This is a genomic window from Blautia hansenii (assembly GCF_013304445.1).
Lineage (GTDB): Bacteria > Bacillota > Clostridia > Lachnospirales > Lachnospiraceae > Blautia.
This window is the reverse complement of sequence record NZ_JAAITA010000003.1, coordinates 183787-202110: the sequence shown is the minus strand read 5'-3', so window position 1 is coordinate 202110 and position 18324 is coordinate 183787. Positions and strand designations below refer to the sequence as shown.

At 43.8% G+C, this 18324-nt stretch carries 16 protein-coding genes and 7 tRNA genes; 4 read left to right on the top strand and 19 right to left on the bottom strand.

Annotation, left to right across the window (positions count from 1 at the left end; translation table 11 throughout):
- Positions 1-274: 274 nt before the first annotated feature.
- The 3 genes from G5A70_RS04495 to G5A70_RS04485 form a co-directional block, all read right to left on the bottom strand.
- On the bottom strand, positions 275-1609 hold the full coding sequence (locus G5A70_RS04495; protein WP_173748424.1) for a Na+/H+ antiporter family protein: 1335 nt from the start codon (positions 1607-1609) through the stop codon (positions 275-277).
- A 92-nt stretch (positions 1610-1701) separates the two neighbouring features.
- Positions 1702-3237, bottom strand: coding sequence for a histidine ammonia-lyase (hutH, locus tag G5A70_RS04490; protein WP_173748422.1), 1536 nt, complete (start codon positions 3235-3237; stop codon positions 1702-1704).
- A gap of 189 nt (positions 3238-3426) precedes the next feature.
- Positions 3427-6297 (bottom strand): BTAD domain-containing putative transcriptional regulator, encoded by a 2871-nt coding sequence (locus G5A70_RS04485; protein WP_173748420.1) that lies wholly within the window; start codon positions 6295-6297, stop codon positions 3427-3429.
- Positions 6298-6476: 179 nt separating this feature from the next.
- Between G5A70_RS04485 and G5A70_RS04480 the strand changes: the two genes are divergently transcribed.
- The 4 genes from G5A70_RS04480 (at position 6477) to G5A70_RS04465 (ending at position 9456) form a co-directional block, all read left to right on the top strand.
- Positions 6477-6869 carry a DUF3783 domain-containing protein gene (locus G5A70_RS04480; RefSeq protein WP_173748418.1) on the top strand — a complete coding sequence of 131 codons (393 nt, stop codon included), beginning with the start codon at positions 6477-6479 and terminating at the stop codon, positions 6867-6869.
- A 138-nt stretch (positions 6870-7007) separates the two neighbouring features.
- On the top strand, positions 7008-7772 hold the full coding sequence (locus G5A70_RS04475; protein ID WP_173748415.1) for a polysaccharide deacetylase family protein: 765 nt from the start codon (positions 7008-7010) through the stop codon (positions 7770-7772).
- 74 nt (positions 7773-7846) lie between these two features.
- A complete protein-coding gene (locus tag G5A70_RS04470) occupies positions 7847-8437 on the top strand; it encodes a sigma-70 family RNA polymerase sigma factor (protein ID WP_244092023.1) in 591 nt (196 codons plus the stop codon).
- Positions 8434-9456, top strand: coding sequence for a DUF4179 domain-containing protein (locus G5A70_RS04465; protein ID WP_173748413.1), 1023 nt, complete (start codon positions 8434-8436; stop codon positions 9454-9456). The genes G5A70_RS04470 and G5A70_RS04465 overlap by 4 nt, the downstream gene beginning before the upstream one ends.
- 90 nt (positions 9457-9546) lie before the next feature.
- Here G5A70_RS04465 and G5A70_RS15940 read toward each other — a convergent pair whose 3' ends face one another.
- The 16 genes from G5A70_RS15940 to G5A70_RS04385 all read right to left on the bottom strand — a co-directional run bounded on the left by G5A70_RS15940 (position 9547) and on the right by G5A70_RS04385 (position 18278).
- Positions 9547-11724 carry a putative bifunctional diguanylate cyclase/phosphodiesterase gene (locus tag G5A70_RS15940; protein ID WP_173748411.1) on the bottom strand — a complete coding sequence of 726 codons (2178 nt, stop codon included), beginning with the start codon at positions 11722-11724 and terminating at the stop codon, positions 9547-9549.
- Between the two features lie 86 nt (positions 11725-11810).
- Positions 11811-11891 (bottom strand) — tRNA-Leu (locus G5A70_RS04455).
- A 62-nt stretch (positions 11892-11953) separates the two neighbouring features.
- Positions 11954-12026: transfer RNA gene (locus G5A70_RS04450), tRNA-Lys, on the bottom strand.
- 15 nt (positions 12027-12041) lie between these two features.
- Positions 12042-12113 (bottom strand) — tRNA-Gln (locus G5A70_RS04445).
- A 19-nt stretch (positions 12114-12132) separates the two neighbouring features.
- A tRNA-His gene (locus G5A70_RS04440) sits at positions 12133-12206 on the bottom strand.
- Positions 12207-12228: 22 nt separating this feature from the next.
- Positions 12229-12302 (bottom strand) — tRNA-Arg (locus G5A70_RS04435).
- Between the two features lie 26 nt (positions 12303-12328).
- Positions 12329-12399 (bottom strand) — tRNA-Gly (locus tag G5A70_RS04430).
- A gap of 31 nt (positions 12400-12430) precedes the next feature.
- Positions 12431-12505 (bottom strand) — tRNA-Pro (locus tag G5A70_RS04425).
- A 220-nt stretch (positions 12506-12725) separates the two neighbouring features.
- Positions 12726-13205, bottom strand: coding sequence for a metallophosphoesterase family protein (locus G5A70_RS04420; protein ID WP_173748409.1), 480 nt, complete (start codon positions 13203-13205; stop codon positions 12726-12728).
- A gap of 40 nt (positions 13206-13245) precedes the next feature.
- Entirely contained in the window at positions 13246-13845 is a 600-nt protein-coding gene (locus G5A70_RS04415) for an XTP/dITP diphosphatase (protein ID WP_173748407.1), read from the bottom strand.
- A complete protein-coding gene (locus G5A70_RS04410; RefSeq protein WP_173748405.1) occupies positions 13842-15020 on the bottom strand; it encodes a THUMP domain-containing class I SAM-dependent RNA methyltransferase in 1179 nt (392 codons plus the stop codon). The genes G5A70_RS04415 and G5A70_RS04410 overlap by 4 nt, the downstream gene beginning before the upstream one ends.
- Complete coding sequence (gene yfcE, locus G5A70_RS04405) at positions 15020-15562, bottom strand: phosphodiesterase (protein WP_173748403.1); 543 nt, start codon at positions 15560-15562, stop codon at positions 15020-15022. The genes G5A70_RS04410 and yfcE overlap by 1 nt, the downstream gene beginning before the upstream one ends.
- A gap of 45 nt (positions 15563-15607) precedes the next feature.
- On the bottom strand, positions 15608-15940 hold the full coding sequence (locus G5A70_RS04400; protein WP_173748401.1) for a rhodanese-like domain-containing protein: 333 nt from the start codon (positions 15938-15940) through the stop codon (positions 15608-15610).
- A 168-nt stretch (positions 15941-16108) separates the two neighbouring features.
- Entirely contained in the window at positions 16109-16261 is a 153-nt protein-coding gene (locus tag G5A70_RS04395) for a hypothetical protein (protein ID WP_173748399.1), read from the bottom strand.
- A 294-nt stretch (positions 16262-16555) separates the two neighbouring features.
- Positions 16556-16996, bottom strand: a complete 441-nt coding sequence (locus tag G5A70_RS04390; protein WP_173748397.1) for a DUF1700 domain-containing protein — start codon at positions 16994-16996, stop codon at positions 16556-16558.
- A 100-nt stretch (positions 16997-17096) separates the two neighbouring features.
- Entirely contained in the window at positions 17097-18278 is a 1182-nt protein-coding gene (locus G5A70_RS04385; RefSeq protein WP_173748395.1) for a pyridoxal phosphate-dependent aminotransferase, read from the bottom strand.
- Between the last annotated feature and the right edge of the window lie 46 nt (positions 18279-18324).

Below are 18324 nucleotides of genomic sequence, written 5' to 3'. Positions count from 1 at the left end.
GTTCGTCAGACCAGAGATTTGCCATCCGACTTCCTTCAGATTCCACCTCACGATGGACACCCTTGTCATTGGCTGTATCCTTCCCACTACTAGGGCGGATTAGGGACTTGCACCCTTTAGTGACGTGCGCCGCAAGGCGCACGACAAAAGAATCTGCTCCGCAGGCGACGGAACAGATTCTTCCTGCATGATGTAACAATAGACGATTGCTATCTATTATATATATAAGTGTAACGGGTGCCGAATCAGATTATCGAACATCCACGTCTTACTCTTATAAGAACTGAGCTGCAACGATTGCTGCAATCATCAGCGGGATATTGAAGTGTAAGAATGTCGGTACACAAGTATCCCAAATATGGTCATGCTGACCATCTGCGTTCAGACCGGAGGTTGGTCCAAGCGTGGTATCTGATGCAGGTGAACCAGCATCTCCAAGCGCTGCTGCTGCCGACATCAGAACGATTGTTGCTGCCGGTGAGAAACCAATCTCATGACATAACGGAACGTATAATACTGCCAGTACAGGAACTGTACCGAAAGAAGTACCAATACCCATGGTTACCAACAGACCAATTAAAGTAATAATCGTTGCTGCAATCCACTTATTTCCGCCCATTAAGGAAATCGCACTCTTAACAAGTTCATTTACAGCACCTGTATTCTGCAGAACAGTTGCAAAACCACCTGCTACCAACATAACAAATGCAATGAATCCCATTAATTTAATACCGCCCTGGAACTGCTCGTCAATATCTTTCGGTTTTACTGCACGGAAGATAAACATAACCAGAAGACCCCCAAGAGCTGCCACCGGAAGAGAACCGTAGATAATCTGAAGTGCAACTACAACGACGATAGCGGCCAGTGTTACCCAGTGTTCATATTTCAGTGTCAAATCTTCTGTTTCATGTACACCCTCAAGCTGAATATCTTTGTATTCACGAGGCTTTCTGTATGTAATGAATACGGCGATAGCAAGACCGATAACCATAGCTACTGCAAGAATCCAGTTTACTTTTGTGATATCCCCAACAGTAACTTTCCAGCCAAAATCTTTCGCATTATCGTTGATATTATCTCGGATAATACCCATGAAAATCAAACCAAATCCCATAGGAACTGCGATGTACGGTGCTTTATGACCAAAAGCGATAGTACATGCAACTCCACGTCTGTCCAGTTTCATCTTGTTCATCATAGCCAGTAATGGCGGAACCAGAATCGGGATGTATGCAATGTGAATCGGAATGATATTCTGGGATGCACATGCAATAACCAGTAAGATAGTCAACAGAATCCATTTATTTCCGCCTACTGCTTTTGCAATTTTTTTGGAAAGGATTTCCGTGATACCGGTATAAGCCATAGCAGAAGCAAAAGTACCAAGCAGTACGTAAGCCAATGCTGTTTCTGCATTGCCGCTGAAACCGGCCACTACAGAACTCATAATACTTGCTTCATCACCGCTGCTGACAATGGGCAGTCCGCCGATAAGTCCGGCAACAAATAATGAAATTAACATGGATAAAAGTACATTTACTTTCAACAGGCAGAGTACACAAAGAAGTAACACTGCCACAATAACAGGATTAAGTAAATTTTCCATAAATAAACCTCCCTCTTTTTTACCTTGATGCCGCCGCTAAAGGGGTCCCTCTCCAAACGCCGCGGCACCGCACCCGCAATATAAATTTTGCTTTATCTTGTTTCGATTGCCTGACCGATAGCTTCCTCAACTGCTTTAATCAGAGAACCATTTTCAATGATTTCTTCGCAGTAGTTGATATCACCGTATAATTCGCGGTCATCATCTAAGGTTGCCACCTGTTTACGAACTAAATCGTAAGCAGCCTGTGTACCTTTACCAAGGCCTTTATTTCCTCTCATATCGATACCCTGGCAGGCAACCATCAATTCCATAGCAAGAACACGTCTTACGTTCTTAGCAATCTCTCCAGCTTTTCTTGCTGCAATGGTACCCATGGATACATGGTCTTCCTGACCTGCAGAAGACGGAATACTGTCAACAGATGCAGGATGTGCAAGAACCTTGTTTTCAGATACTAATGCTGCTGCTGAGTACTGAACAATCATGAAACCGGAGCAAACTCCACCGTGCGGTGTAAGGAATGCAGGCAGATCACTGTATGCCGGGTTTACCAGACGCTCAATACGTCTTTCAGAAACGTTTGCCAGTTCAGCTACACCGATACCAAGGAAGTCAAAGCTAAGCGCCATTGGCTGACCGTGGAAGTTACCGCCTGAAATACCTGCACGGTCTTCCTTGAAGATAATCGGGTTATCTGTTACAGAATTGATTTCAATATTTACTCTATCTAATACATAGTTGATGGCGTCTTTGCTTGCGCCGTGAATCTGCGGTGAACATCTTAAGGAATAAGCGTCCTGTACGCGGATTTCGCCCTGGCGTGTAGTATTTTTGCTGCCTTCCAGCAATTTCAGAAGGTTTCTTGCAGTAGCAAGCTGTCCGGAGTGCGGACGTACATCATGTACTCTGTGGTCTAAGGCATCTACCACACCGTTCTGTGCTTCAAAGCAAAGAGCGTCAGCAATATCCGCTACTTTCAGTAAGTTCAATGCATCATAAAGTGCAAGAGAACCTGCAGAAGTCATAGCCTGTGTACCATTGTTTAAAGCCAGACCTTCTTTTGCAGATAATTCAATTGTAGGAATACCTGCACGTTTCATTGCTTCTGCGCCCGGAAGGAGTTCGCCTTCGTAATAAGCCATACCAAGTCCCAGCATTGGCAGAACCATATGAGACAATGGTGCAAGGTCACCGGAAGCGCCTAAAGAACCTTTTTCCGGAATAAATGCTGTCACGCCTTTGTTCAGCATATCAACCATGGTCTGTACAGTTTCCAGACGGATACCTGAGAATCCTTTTACCAGATTGTTGATACGAAGAAGCATAATGCCCCTTGCAATATCTTCTGAGAACGGATTTCCGGCACCTACCGCATGTGTAATAATCAGGTTTTTCTGAAGTGCTTTACACTGGTCCTGTGAAATCACCACATCACTGAACTTACCAAATCCGGTAGTGATTCCGTATACAACCTTTTCTTCCGCAACCAGGTCATCAACTACCTTTCTGGATTCGATGATGTTCTGTTTTGCTTCTTCTGCTAATTCGATTTTCGCATGACCACGACAAATAGCAGCAATCTGCTCCAGTGTCAGGTCTTTTCCCGTGATTACAATATTACTCATATCGCACCCTCTTTTCCTATATATATTATATGTGGAATTATACAGATTTAGGTGTCAAAAAAGCGTCAATAAATGTCATTTTGCATAATGTATTTTTAGACGTTTTGTAGAACGCTTGTATTTATCCACATCCCCAAAGCATGTTGCTTCGATACAAGTGTACAACTTTACTATATTAACACAATAAAATCACCCGGTAATGTAAGACTGAATCTCTTCCAAAAGCCGCATGGTTGTGGGATTTTTGATTTTATCTGACAACTCTTTGCTGTCCCGGTAATAGTCTCTGGCTTCTTCTTTTCTGTTCTCTCTCCACAGAAGCATAGCCATGTAAGCCTCTGCTCTCTCCAGTCCCCAGTAATATCCATGGCGTTTCAGACAGGAAACGGCTTTTTCCAGATATTCTTCTGCCAGCTTATCCTGCTGCTGCAAATAAAAAATCTGTCCCAAACCGGAATAAAACTGCCCCAAACCGTTGGTGATTACTTTTCCGGTTCCCATTTCCACTGCCTTTGTATAGCAGACAACGGCTGCCTCCAAATCCTCCTGCTTTCTCTTAATATCTCCCAGATATCCGTGGCAGGCAGCAATGCTCATGCGGAAATGCTCTTTTTCCTCTGCGCAGGTGCGGAAAAGTTCCATAGCCTCATTCAGCGTTTTCTCCGCCTCTTCGTATGCGCCTTTATGCAGCAGATACCACCCTTTCAGCCTGGTAAAAACGCCTTTTTCCTCTGCAGGCTGTTCTTCTTTTTCCAAAAGCTCCAGTCCTCTGTTTACAAATTCCTCCACTCGAGCCAAATCCTCCACCTGAATACCATAGAAAATCATCTGCTTGAAATTATTCAGCAGCATTTTCTTTTCTCCCAGGTTCTCTGCCAGTTCCATACTCTTTACAATACAGGAAATTCCTGTATTGTACTCTCCCACTGCAATTTTGTAACGCCCTTTGACGTAATACATTTCCATTTTCATTTCCTGTGCCTGATGAGAATTGTCCTCCAGACGAATGACCTCTTCTGCCAGAGCCAGCATTTCCCCTGCCCCTGCCGTAACGCCAAATTCATCATCGCCATATTCAATCTCCCAATGAAGTACAGGAAAATTCTCATTCACAATGGTATAGTATTCTTTCAGGTATTTTATCTTATACTCATATGTTTTCACCTGGTTATGGCATCTCTCATAGTGGTGAATAATCATTGGAAGACACTCGAAATTTTTTTTCGTCTCCGCCTGGCTTTCATAATATTCCGCCAGTATCTGGTGGTACATCCGCCGCTTGCCTACACTTTGCCGCTCATACAGATATTCTCTGAAAATCCGGTGGACAAACTTATAATAAATATTCCAGCCCACCAGTATTTCCTTAATGAGCCGCCTCTCCTGAAGCCGTTCCAGGACCTGAATCAAAGTCAGCCGGTCTAAGCCCGGAAGCAGAAGTTCCAATTCCTCGATACTGATTTTCTCCGGAAAAAGGGACAGACACTCCAAAACCTCTGTCTCCATCGGGGGAAGTTCCGCCAGCCGGGCCTTAATGACATTGGTGGCCTTAGGGGAAATTTCCAGGGTATAGCCCTTTTCTTTAATGAGATTCATGAGTTCCATAAGGAAAAAGGCATTTCCGTCTGTCATCCGGTAAATATTTTCCCTTTTTTCCTCTTCTTTGTCCAGCTGGGGCAAATACCTGTGCAGCAATTCATCGGTTTCCTTTTTTGTAAACGAATTTAAGACAATAACCTGCAGGCAATCCTTTTTCATGAGTTTTTCCAGGGATTCCATAACCTTTGTATCGCTGTCCTGACTATAGGTGCACATCAGCAGAATCCTGTCCGTGCCCATGGTGAGAAGTACACGATTCAAAAGCTGAAAACTCATCTGATCCATATACTGAATATCGTCAAAAAACAGCACTACTTTATGACGCTGCACAATTCGCCGAAACATTTCCAACACCGACTGTTCCATAATCTGATAGGTGAGTCGTCCCATTTTTTCATTTCCTTCAGAGAGAATTCCCTTCAGCACTTTTTTCAGTTTTCCTCTTTCATCATCCGTAATGTCCCGTTCCAGAAGCCCGCTTTCCATGCACTGCTCGATTTCCCAGAAAATATCATTCCAGGGACGGAGGAAAAATTCGCTTTCGTCTTTATAGCAGGCCGCATACAAAGACACCATCTGATACCCTTTTACCATCTGCCTGGTCTTTTCCAAAAGGGCGGATTTTCCCACGCCTTCTTCTCCTCCTATGGCAACACACTGGGGATGCGGCCATTTCCCTGAACCGGTAAGGCACTCGCTGATACGATAAATTTCCTCTGTCCTTCCCGTAAACGGCAAATTCCAGCTGCCATTGTCCACAGCAATATTTCCCTTCACATTGAAAATACGGTGAAACAGTTCTGTAACCTCCGGTGAAGGCTCTACTCCCAGTTCTTCCTCCAGCACTTTTTCCAAATCATAATACAGCTTAATGGCCATATTATAATTGCCCCCGGACGCATAAATATCCATAACCTCCTGATAAAGCTTTTCATTATAAGGGTCATGCTTTAACAGGATGTTGCTGTATTTCTGTATCTGAGACATATCCTTCACCGCATCGGCCTCATAAAGTCTCTGACGGACAGACTTAATAAAAGACTGGTTGTACTGCTCCTGCATGGCATCCACCCATTCCTCAAATTCATAACTGTTTTTAATATGAAAATGAGACAGGAAACCTTCTTCCTCATGTTCCAGAATATTCTCCTCTGTAATGCTGTCCCAGTCAATCTCGGGCATACATTCCGGATTCAGGGAAATGCTGGTGTGTCCCGCAGTCACCAGTATTTCCTTTCCCAACAGTTTTTTTATCTGATAGACAGCTTCCCGCAGATTTTTCCGTCCTACATTTTCATTGTCCGCTCCCCAGAGCACATAAATAATTTCTTCTCTTGTGGCAGTCTTTTTCACGCACAGATAATAGAAAAATCCTTCTGCTTTCTTGTAAGGAAAATTCACTCTTTCCCCATTTGCTTCTACATATGGTCTGCCCAAAAGATGTACTTTGATTCTATCCAAATTCTATCCCTCACATTCTATATACCCCTAAGTATACTAATCTCCATGTCCAATGTCAACATACGCAAAGCGCAAAAAATTCGTCTAAAACTTTCTTGAAATTTCTCAGAAAATCCGTTGAAAAATTTTCTCTTAAAGTATATGATTACAGTATCACATACGCATTAGGGGGACATAACATGAACCGCAAACCAACCATACTTTACTATGACAACGGGCAGGAGGACAAGCGCAGACTGCTGGAAAAATCCATAAACCGTATGGGCTTTTCCCTGATGCCTGTCACGCCGGCCCATTTTCAGCAGACCGTAGGATATCTGGCAAAAGTCAAGGGATTTCCTATGAAGAAGATTTCTCCCCTGGAAGTACTTCCCGGCATCTCTCAGGAAGTCATGGTCTTATGTTATTTTTCCGAGGAAAATCTGGATACCCTGTTGGCTGCCATGAAAAACGGCAAAATTCCCCAGGTAGCACTGAAAGCCATCCTGACTGCCCAAAACAGTTTCTGGACGTTTATCCAGCTTTTTCAGGAATTAATTGAGGAACACCAGAGACTTCATCAGGAAGAATAAACGGGTTTCTTCTATAATAATAGGGAATTGGAGAACGAAAGTAAATATGGACTGCCGGGGTCTTATGGACCCCGGTTCTTTTTCTCCCCTCTGTGTCATAAACTGTAGATAACCAATCTTCTGAAGGTGGATTTCCTTTTGTCTAAAAAACTACTCAATACCGCTGTGATACTTTCCTTTGCGGGCCTGCTTTTTCTGTGCGCTTCTGCCCTCCTTCCGGACATTGTCTCCGTAAGCAGCACTGTCGGGGGCAGGGAACTTCCGATTTACTGTGTGGAAACCGAAAAACCACAGATTTCTATCAGCTTTGACGCGGCTTGGGGCAACGAAGACACCCAAACACTTCTGGATATTCTGGCCAAACATAACGTAAAAGCCACGTTTTTCATGACTGGGGGCTGGGTAGAAAGCTATCCTGATGATGTAAAAAAAATATACGAAGCCGGGCATGATTTGGGCAATCACAGCGAAAATCACAAATACATGACGAAATTAAGTGATGAAGAAAAGACCCGGGAACTGATGACCGTACATAATAAGGTAAAAGAACTGACTGGCTACGATATGTTCCTCTTCCGTCCTCCCTACGGAGATTACAACAACGAAGTGGTCAGCAATGCCCGTAAAAATAACTATTACCCCATCCAGTGGAATATTGACTCCCTGGACTGGAAAGATTACGGTGCTGACGACATTGTCAAACGGGTTACAGAAAGCAAGAATCTCGGCAACGGCAGTATCATTCTCTGCCACAACGGCGCCAAATACACCAAAGACGCCCTGGATGCCGTTCTTACCACTCTTCAGGATAAAGGCTATGAATTTGTCCCCATTTCCCAGTTGATTTACAGGGAAAACTACCACATGAACCACGAAGGCCGGCAAATCCCGGATAAGAATTAAATTTTTCAAAAAATGATAGAAAATGCAAAAAAAGAAACGAATATATAGTATAAGACAAAATACAGAAGGGAATGATGACAGCCATGAAAGTCACGGAAGAAAATTTTATTCCGCTGCTTTGCCGGAAACATGAAAAAGCACTGGAATATTGCATGCTGCGTTACGGCGGTCTGGTAAAAGCTGTGGTGCACCGTTATCTGGGGAGTCTGCCTCAGTACGAAGAAGAATGTCAAAACGATGTCTTCTTTGCTGTATGGAACCATATTGACGCTTATGACCCGGAAAGAAATCCATTTGCCAACTGGATTGCAGGGGTTGCAAGATTAAAAGCGCTGGACTGCAAAAGAAAATATGCCTCTCGTATGCTGGAAACAAGCTGGGAGGCTATGGAAGAAACAGGACAGCCCGTGATACAGGCAGAGTTTTCTGCAGAACTTCAGGCCGTAGAGGAAGAATTTTCAGAGGAAACCCAACAGATACTTGCCTGCTTAAAACCCAAAGACCGGGAACTTTTCCTCCGACTCTACATAGAAGAGGAAAATATGGAGGAAGTCAGCCAGTCCACCGGTCTTGCTAAACCTGTGATTTACAACCGCCTTTCCAGAGGAAAGAAGCGGATTCGCAGCCTGTTTTCTGCAAACAGAGAAAGGAGCCCTCGCTTATGAATGAACAGATTTATACCCTCTTAAACGAAATCGATAATCAACCGGATTCCTATGAAATTCCTCAGGTATCTGATTTGGAAATGAAAAAATGGAAAAAACAATTTTCTTCCCGCCGTGTTTCCCGCCGCAGCCGTAAAAAATATGTGGCTGCTGCTGCGATTGTGTGTATTCTTGGAGGTTCTCTGCTTTTTCCTCCTGCACAGTTTATAGCATACGCCGGTATGAAGACTGTCACCTACAACCTTTCCCAGCTTCTGGGAATTCAGAAGGATTTGTCCCCTTACCGTACCATGGTAGGAAAATCCATAAGCAAAGACGGATATACGGTTACTCTCAATGATGTGGTATTAGATGAAAACATCCTTTACATCTCGGATACCTTTACTCTGCCCCAAAAGAATGAAAACTTTCTGGAACAGGGCGGTACACTTGCAGATGTTAATGTCTTTATTAATGGCAAAATGGTCTCCTGGGGCGCCAGCGGCGGAACGGAGCAGGCAGATGACTATAACCTGGTTTCTTCCAGGAGAATGTCTCTTGATTCTATTGATGCCTCTCAAAATCTGGATATTGAACTGCACTATTCCATGGGCGGCAAAAGTATTGGCAGCTTTTCCTTCACCGCTACAGGAAAAGACCTGATGGCTTCCACTTATACAGTTTCCCTGGATACCACCATAACTCTGCCGGATAAAACCGCCATCCGCTTCTACAAATATTCTTCCAATGCCATGGGACAGCGGATTTACTTTAAAACCTCTACACCGGATACGGTTCCCGCCTATCATATTCTCCTAAAAGGAGAGGATAACCTTGGCAATCCGGTAGAATTTTCCATACGCACCATCCATACAGGTATAGGCTGCATGGAGGTGGACACTCTGGAGAACGGCTATGTCAGTGACGATGCACAGACTCTGACACTCACTCCGTATATTGCAAAAATGCCCCAGGAGAGCGGACAAATGAGCAATGACTACCAGCCTGCAGGGGACAGCTTTACTGTTACTGTAAAATAGCGGTTTTGATTTCTCAGATATAGAAAGGCAGCGGCATGAAACAGCACTTCGAAATGCTTCCGATTTGCTCTTCATGTCACTGCCATCTTTTTAACAGTTCATATCTGCTGTTTGCCTTTGGTATTTTTCCCTCCATACTTCAAATTCTTCTACTGGAAGAGGTGCTGAATACACATATCCCTGAATGAAATCGCAGTCCATGTCTCGAAGTACCTCTACCTGTTCCATCTGCTCGATTCCCTCTGCTACCACATCCATCCCCAAACTGTGGGCAAGACGAATAATGTTTTCCACAATTTTCCGTGATTTCTCATTTTCATTAACAAAAAATTCCCTGTCCAGCTTCAAAATATCCACCTGAAAATCCTTCAGCAGAGAAAGCGACGAATAGGCAAATCCAAAATCATCCAGCGATACCGTAAATCCACAGGCACGAAAATGGTCTAATATATTCTTCACAAAAGAAAGCTGATTATCTTCCAGAAATACCGTTTCCGTAAGTTCCAACTCTATGACCCCGTCGGGGATACCGTAGCGTTCTTTTACCTCCTGATAGCTTTTCCACACATCGCTTCCCGCACTCTTCAAATGATATCGAGAAAGATTGACAGAAATCCCCGTCACAGTCCTGCCTTCCCGAATCCAGCGGCTCATCAGACCGCATACTTCTTCAAACATATATAAATCAAGCTTACATATTTTTCCATTTCTTTCAAACAGCGGAATAAAATCTGCCGGACTGATAATCCCCGCCTCCGGATGAATCCATCGAACCAGAGCCTCTGCCTTACAGGGCTGGCTGTGGGACGGTGATACTTTCGGCTGAAGATAAACCTGAAAATCGTGGTTTTTCAGCGATTCTTCAAACATATTGTTCAGCCATTTCTCCCTGTCAAATTTTCCGGATATGCTGCCGCTGAAAAAGCTGCAGACGTTTTGCTCTGTTCCCATTTTGCTGGCATAGACAGCTTTATTCATCACAGAACTGACTTCTTGAGAATTTTCCAACATGCATACCCCTACGGTGAAATCAATCCGATATCCGCTAAATTTCTGATTTACCATGCTGTTTATCTTTTCAATCTCTGTCTGGATTCTCCTGGAAATAATTTCTTCTTCCGATTCCTGTAAAAACAAGAAAAAGTGATCCATACCGCTTCTGCAAATCAATTCCTGCTCTCTCAAAATTCCCGCAAAGTTCTGATACACAAACTGCAGCGTTTTGTTTCCGTCCTCTTCACTCCAACTTTCATTGATATAGCGGAAATCCACAACATTCAGATACACAATACAGAAAGTTCCCCCTTTGCTGTCTGCCACTTTCTCCGCCTGCTCCAAAAATCCTCCTCTGTTATATCCTCCCGTCAGATTATCTATCAAAAACAGCTTTTCTTTCTTTTTATTTTCTTTCAGCAGACAAAATATCAATATCAGAAATAAAATCAGCACTAGAAAGAACAGCGCAATATAACCATCCATATAAACGCCAATTTGGGATAATAAAACATTAGAAGGAATAATCGCCGCCTGTTCCCAGTCTGTGCCTTCCACCTCACATACACTCACAAACACCGTCCCAGTATCCGGCAGTTCTTTCTGATATACACAGTTCCCCTGTACTTCCGCCTTTTTCAGCAGCTTTTTTACATCCTTATCGGTTATGGAAATAGAAGAATCACCTTCCATAATCATACGTTCCCGATTGTCCATATCCAACAGAATACTGATGCCATACCCCAGATAATCCGTCTGGTTTACCAAAGACTGTATATCCTTATAACTTTGTATTCCCAGCAGCAGCCTGACCGGTTCTCCTTCTTTTCTGACAGGTGCAGAAAAAAGAATGCTTTTATCTTTTACATAAGAAACTACCGACTCCTTCCAGGCTTCCTGGTGTTCTTCTATCCAGTCTTTCACATACGCATAATCCTCTACTGCTGGAAAAAGTGTTCCATCCTCAGACACCAGAATCAGCTTATCCAGTTCCAGCGACTCTTTCTTTCTCTCCAGCAGCCCTTCTGTCAGCAGAAATTCCGGCATTCGACTTAAGCTATCTGCAAAATCACTGATAAATTCTTCTCCTGATTTCAAGCGATAAGATATATGGGCGGCCAGCTGTTGATTATTGTCTGACACATACTCTTCTGCTATTTTGTCCAGCATTTTTCCAAACAGCACTGTATTGCACAATCCACCGCCAAAAACTACAAACACCACTGCCAGAATCCACCATGCCAAAGTCTTTCCCCGTTTTTTTTCTTTTTCCACTTCTTTGCCCCCGCTCTTTCTCCACTGTAAAAAGGGTGCCACTCAGTCATCACTCTGATGCTTGCTGCGACACCCTTGCTGTTTACTGCGGATAACAGGACTTGAACCTGCACGTCGTAGACACCAGAACCTAAATCTGGCGCGTCTGCCAATTCCGCCATATCCGCATATTCCATATTTATCTTTTGAAGAAAAAAAGTCCAAACCCAGCTTGGATTTGAACTTCCAGTGAAGCATCGGGGATTCGAACCCCGGACAACTTGATTAAAAGTCAAGTGCTCTACCGACTGAGCTAATGCTCCATATATACTACTTAACTGGGCTAGCTGGATTCGAACCAGCGAGTGCAGGAGTCAAAGTCCTGTGCCTTACCGCTTGGCGATAGCCCAAGACCGCCTTACGGCTAAAGGTGGATAAAGGGATTCGAACCCTTGGCCTCCAGAGCCACAATCTGGCGCGCTAACCAACTGCGCTATACCCACCATATTGCATTCTTATGCAAAACGTGCTTGGAGGGATTCGAACCCCCGACCCACGGCTTAGAAGGCCGTTGCTCTATCCAGCTGAGCTACAAACACATCCCATGAAATCTAAGTTTCATGAAAGCGGGTGATGGGAATCGAACCCACATATCCAGCTTGGAAGGCTGGTGTTCTACCACTGAACTACACCCGCACAAAATCATGCGTTTCTTGTCTTGAAACAATCGGGGTGACAGGATTCGAACCTGCGACCTCCTGGTCCCAAACCAGGCGCTCTAGCCAAGCTGAGCCACACCCCGAAGTGATGTTTTCTTGTCTTCCGAACTCTCTTGCCCGGCGACGAAATATAATATACCATGTCGTCCCAGAAAAGTCAACACTATTTTTAAAATTTTTTTAAAAATTTTTCATGAAATTTTGGTGATGCTTTTGACGCGCTTTTTTCAGGAATCTGGACGCCGGGAAAACGACTGTTTGCGCCTCCCCGACTCCTGGATTGACCGCCTGTAAAAAACAATTCTAAAGATAATGAATCGTATAATGTGCCTCTCCCGCTCCGTCAATTTCCATCATAAGAAAGCTGGGTCTTCTTCCTATCTGCCTCGGATAAGACAGACTTCCCGGATTCAAAACCGTTACCTGATCTTCCATATCTATCTCCGGACGATGGGTATGCCCGTACATGACAATGTCAATACCTCGCAGCATAGCCTCTTCTTTTAGGCGTTCTGTCCCCACAGAAACACCGTAATAGTGTCCATGTGTAATCAGAATATGGTATTCTCCAATCCAAAACTCTTCTTCTCTGGGTAAATCCGAGAAAAAATCATTATTTCCGGACACCATATGTACGGGGCAGCCTGCAATAACCTCTATATAATCTTCCTGCCCTTCCACATCTCCCAGATGAATAAAATGGTCCAGAGGGCCTGTCTGCTCAAGAACTTTTTCCAGATTTTCCGAATGTCCGTGGGTATCACTGACAATTAATATTTTCATACTTGCTTATCCTTCTATTTTACTTATTCTTTTTTCAAAATCACAGCAGATTTTCTTTTTCCAGAAGTTCTTTCATCTTGCTCAGAGCATTTCCTCTGTGACTGATACTGTTTTTCTCCTCAGGCGGAAGTTCTGCAGTAGTCAGTCCACGCTCGGGAAGATAGAAAATAGGGTCGTAGCCAAAGCCGTTTTCTCCCCGCTCTTCGTATCCGATGATACCTTCCACAGTTCCTCTTACCACCAGTTCTTTTCCGTCCGGGAAAACAGCCGCAATGGCGCATACGAACCGCGCTGTTCTCTTTTCGTTCGGCACCCCTTCCAGACGCTCCATAAGGTTTTTATTTTTTACACGGTAGGAAGTATTCTCTCCCATATACCGGGCAGAGTAAATCCCCGGTTCCCCGTTCAGATAATCAATTTCCAGACCGGAATCATCGGCCAGCACCATTTCACCTGCCAGACGGCAGACTTCTCTTGCCTTTATCAGCGCATTTTCCTCAAAACTTGTGCCGTTTTCCTCAATATCTGCACGGATTCCCGCCTGCTTCATAGAAAGGATTTCCAAGGGCAAATCTCCCAGAATCTCTCTTATCTCAACCATTTTGTTTTCATTTCCGGTTGCAAAAATCATTCTCTTCATCTCTCACCCATCTCCTTTGCCGCCAAATTCTCTCTCTTTCTGGGCGGTTTCGGCCCCAGAAACTGATAGTAATACGTTTTCATCATACCATTGTAAATTTTCCGATTCTTATCTGCTTTTCTTCCAATATAACGTTCTGCATCTGCATAGGCCGTAATCAGATACATGGACCAGGCATCCAGTCCGGCAAAACTCTTTCCAATCGTCTCATAAAGGGCGGGCAGATTTTCCCGTTCCTCAATTCGTTCGCCGTAAGGGGGATTTGTCACCAGAAAACCGTATTTCTTCGGATGACTTAAATCTTTTACATCTCTTTGCTGAAAATGAATCAAATGTTCCACTCCGGCTCTTTTGGCATTTTCTCTGGCCGCTTTTACAATCTCTCCGTCCAGATCATAGCCCTGAATATCAGTCTCGATATTGACATTCATCAAATCTCTGGCTTCGTCATGGACATTGTACCAGTATTTTCTGGAAATCAGATTCTTCCAGTCTTCAGATAAAAAGCTTCGATTCATTCCCGGCGCAATATTAGCCGCCATCATAGCTGCCTCAATAGGAAACGTACCGCTGCCGCAGAAAGGGTCTACTAAAATTCGTTCTTTATTCCACGGGGTCAGCTTCAAAAGAGCCGCCGCCAGAGTTTCCGTAATCGGCGCTTTACTGGTAAGCTGGCGGTATCCCCGCTTATGCAGAGAAAGCCCTGTGGTATCAATGCCAATGGTTGCCACGTCTTTCATAAAGGCCACACGCACAGGATAGGAAGGCCCGTCCTCTTCAAACCATTCCACATGATAGACAGATTTCAAACGTTCCACCATGGCTTTTTTCATAATAGACTGAATATCCGAAGGACTAAACAGCTTGCTCTTTACCGAATTGGCCTTAGCCACCCAGAATTTCCCGTTTACGGGAATATAGTCTTCCCAGGGCAGGGCTTTGGTTTTATCAAACAGTTCCTCAAAGGTTACAGCTTTTACCTTTGCCACTTTCAAAAGGATTCTCTCTGTTGTGCGCAGAAATACATTGGCCCTTACAATGGCGTCGGCATCTCCCCAGAAAGTCACCTTTCCGTCCTCCACCTCGCTGATTTCATAGCCCAAATCCTGAATTTCTCTCTTTAAAACCGCCTCCAGCCCGAAATGGCAGGGTGCAATCAATTCAAACGTTTTCATCAAAGCTTTAACTCCTTCACTACTTCTCCGTCAAATCCACGGATACTGAACAGGCCGTCCTCCAACACAGCGTAGGTAGGAATATTTCCTTCCTTAGGTATGGAAACAGAGCCCGGATTTAAAATTGTGTAATTTTCCTTTTTTTCGGCTCTCAGCACATGGGTATGTCCATGCACAAAAATGTCGCCTTTTTTCATTGGCGGAAGGTTGTCTTCATTATATACATGTCCATGGCTGGCATAAATGGTTCTTTCATTATCCATAATAATGCAGTAATCTGCCATAATGGGGAACTGCAGCACCATCTGGTCTACTTCTGCATCACAGTTGCCCCGGACAACATAAAGCTCTTCCTTCACTTCATTCAGCATGGCAATCACCTGCTTGGGAGCATAGTCCTTTGGCAAGTCATTTCTCGGTCCATGGTAAAGCAAATCTCCCAACAGCACCAGACGGTCTGCCTTTTCCTGTTTATAAGCGTCCAGCATTTTTTTGCAATAATACTGTGACCCGTGAATATCTGACGCAAACATATATTTCATATCTTTTTTCTCCTTTGTCCCGGACCGGCTAAAACCGGTCCCTGTTTATTTTTTTATTCTACTATGCTCTGTGGAAAAATACAAGTTAGAACCTTGGTAACATCGAATTCCACCTACCACGGACTTTACCCGAAATCCCATTTTCATCAGTGCTCTGGCTGCAAACAGACTGGTGCTTCCTCGTTCACAGTATACAATCAGCAGCTTTTGTCTGGGAAATTTCCTGCAGATTTCCAGTTCCTCATAGGGCACATTTACCGCTGTGCGAAAATGGCTTTTGTCATAGACGTCGCGCTCCCTTAAATCTATAATTATGGTATCGCTTCTATTTACATATATATCCAATTCCTGCGCCGCAATGGTATCAATACTAAGCATATGTTTACTTCCTTTTATTTTTACTATATCATATGTAGTAAAAAAGCATTTCGCTTATAAAAAGAGAAGAATGCCGCACCAAGGGCTGGGGAGAATATGAAAAAGTATCCATATTCCCCCTAACTGCTTTATGCGGCATTCTCGTCTCAAAAGGGGTGTTACGCTTCTTTATTTGCTTCTGTTCATATTGTCTGCAGCGTTTTTGTCAGATGCCTTATCAGAAGTATGGCAGTTCTGACTTCCGTTGTTCTGTGCATAGGTATTTTTCGTGTTGGAAGCACCTGCTTTGTTTTTATTTGTGTTGTTAGAATTCTTAGCCATTCGTTCTTACCTCCTGGTTTATTTTTTTGATTACAGTCTTAGTATCCCTGTAATCACAAAAAATATGCGGCGAATCCTTCACAATTATATTTCCTATTTTTTAACAATTTTATAAGAAAAAAATAATATTATTGCATTTTTTTTCCTTTTATATTATAATATGGGTTGTAAAAAGAATTTACCCTTCAAAAATTTTTTTTACATTATAACCCCTTATTTAATTATTTATACTCCCCTCGAAACGTCCGGCAGCTCCCCTGTCGGGCGTTTCTCTTTGTCTGAAAACGCTCTTCCCTATCTCTTTTTAAAGTATGAGAGGACAAAAAGGACTGCCGCCACAGCCAGAACTGCAGGTAAAAGAAACGTTACTACCCGCACTACCAGAATAAGCACCAGGAGAGCAATAAACACTCCGGCAAGGATACGCAGGGTATGTCTGTACCGCTCAGTGAGTTTGCCGGCATCACGATTTCCTCCTGCCGTTTCTTTTGGTTCTTCCTGATAAGTGTATTCCTGCTTCTGATAAGCATTTCCTGCAGAAGAGGTTTCCAGAATGGTCCTGGCAATCAGCCTGGGGTCTCCCAGCACATCCAGAATCTCTATTTCTGTCTTTCCCTCCCGCATTTGTTCCTCTATATAAGTCCGATAATATTCCACATGATTTTCTGTCTCCCGGGAAGACAGCTGACTCTGCAGAGTGTCTCTGAGTATTTTTAAAAATTCCTGTTTATTCATAACATCAATCCTCTTATTCGTTATACCTTTACAATATCCCTCTACAGAATCATCTTATCATAGTTTCCCTTAAAAACAATGAACTTTTCTAAAAACTTTTCTAAAATTCTTCGGCCAGCTTCCGAAAAGCAGGCATGGCGTTCACAATGGTCTCATAGGACACGCAGTAAGCAATCCGCACATAGCCCGGGCAGGCAAAGGACGCGCCCGGCACCAGCAGAATACGGTGCTTTTTCGCAGCTTCGCAGAACATCTTTTCATCTTCCACCGGAGATTTTACAAACAGGTAAAATGCCCCCTGAGGCTTAATACAGTCGAATCCCAGTTCTTTTAATCCATTGTAAAGGACTTCCCGGTTTCTGTTGTAATAAGGCACGTCTGCTCTTGCATCCAGACATCTGGCCACGGCCCGCTGCATTAAAGACGGAGCATTGACATAGCCCAGGATTCTGGTAGCTGCATTGGCGGCAGCCTGAATCTCTTTCCCGTCGGCCGCCTGATCCGGAATCACCAGATATCCAATGCGTTCTCCGGGAAGGGAGAGGGACTTACTGAAAGAATAGGCCACAATGGTATTGGCGTAATATTTCGTCAAATATGGCACATTCACACCATCATAGGCCAATTCCCGATAAGGTTCGTCTGAAATCAGATAGATGTCTGTTTTCAATTCCTTCTGCTTTCTGTCCAGAATTGCTGTCATCTGCTTGATGGTTTCCTCGGAATACACTACTCCGGTGGGATTGTTGGGGGAGTTTACAATCACAGCCTTTGTTTTCTCTGTAATCTTTTCTTCCAACTCCTTCAGATTAGGCTGAAAAGTCTCTGTATTGGGGCTTACAACCACTACTTTTCCGTCATAATTTGCCACATAAGAATTGTATTCTCCGAAATAAGGGGCAATGACCAGCACCTCGTCCCCGGGATTCAAAAGAGTTTTCAGTATGACGTTTAATCCGCCTGCTGCTCCTACGGTCATCACAATGTTATTCTGGGCAAAGGCAGTTTCAAACCGTTGGTTTAAAGAACGGGCAACCGCCTCTCTTACATCTTCGTACCCACTGTTGCTCATATATCCGTGGAGCATCAGAGAGTCTGCCTCCTCCAGTTCTTTTAAAATGGCTTCCTTTACCTGTGGCGGCGCCGGAACATTGGGATTCCCCAGGCTGAAATCATAGACATTCTCTGCACCGTATTCCTTTGCCATTTTCTTTCCTTCTTCAAACATGGCACGAATGGCGGAACTGTTCTTTACAAGTTCTCTCATTTTATCTGCTATCATGGCATTGCTTCCTTTCCCTGTGTTTTATCCTCCATTATACGCCTTT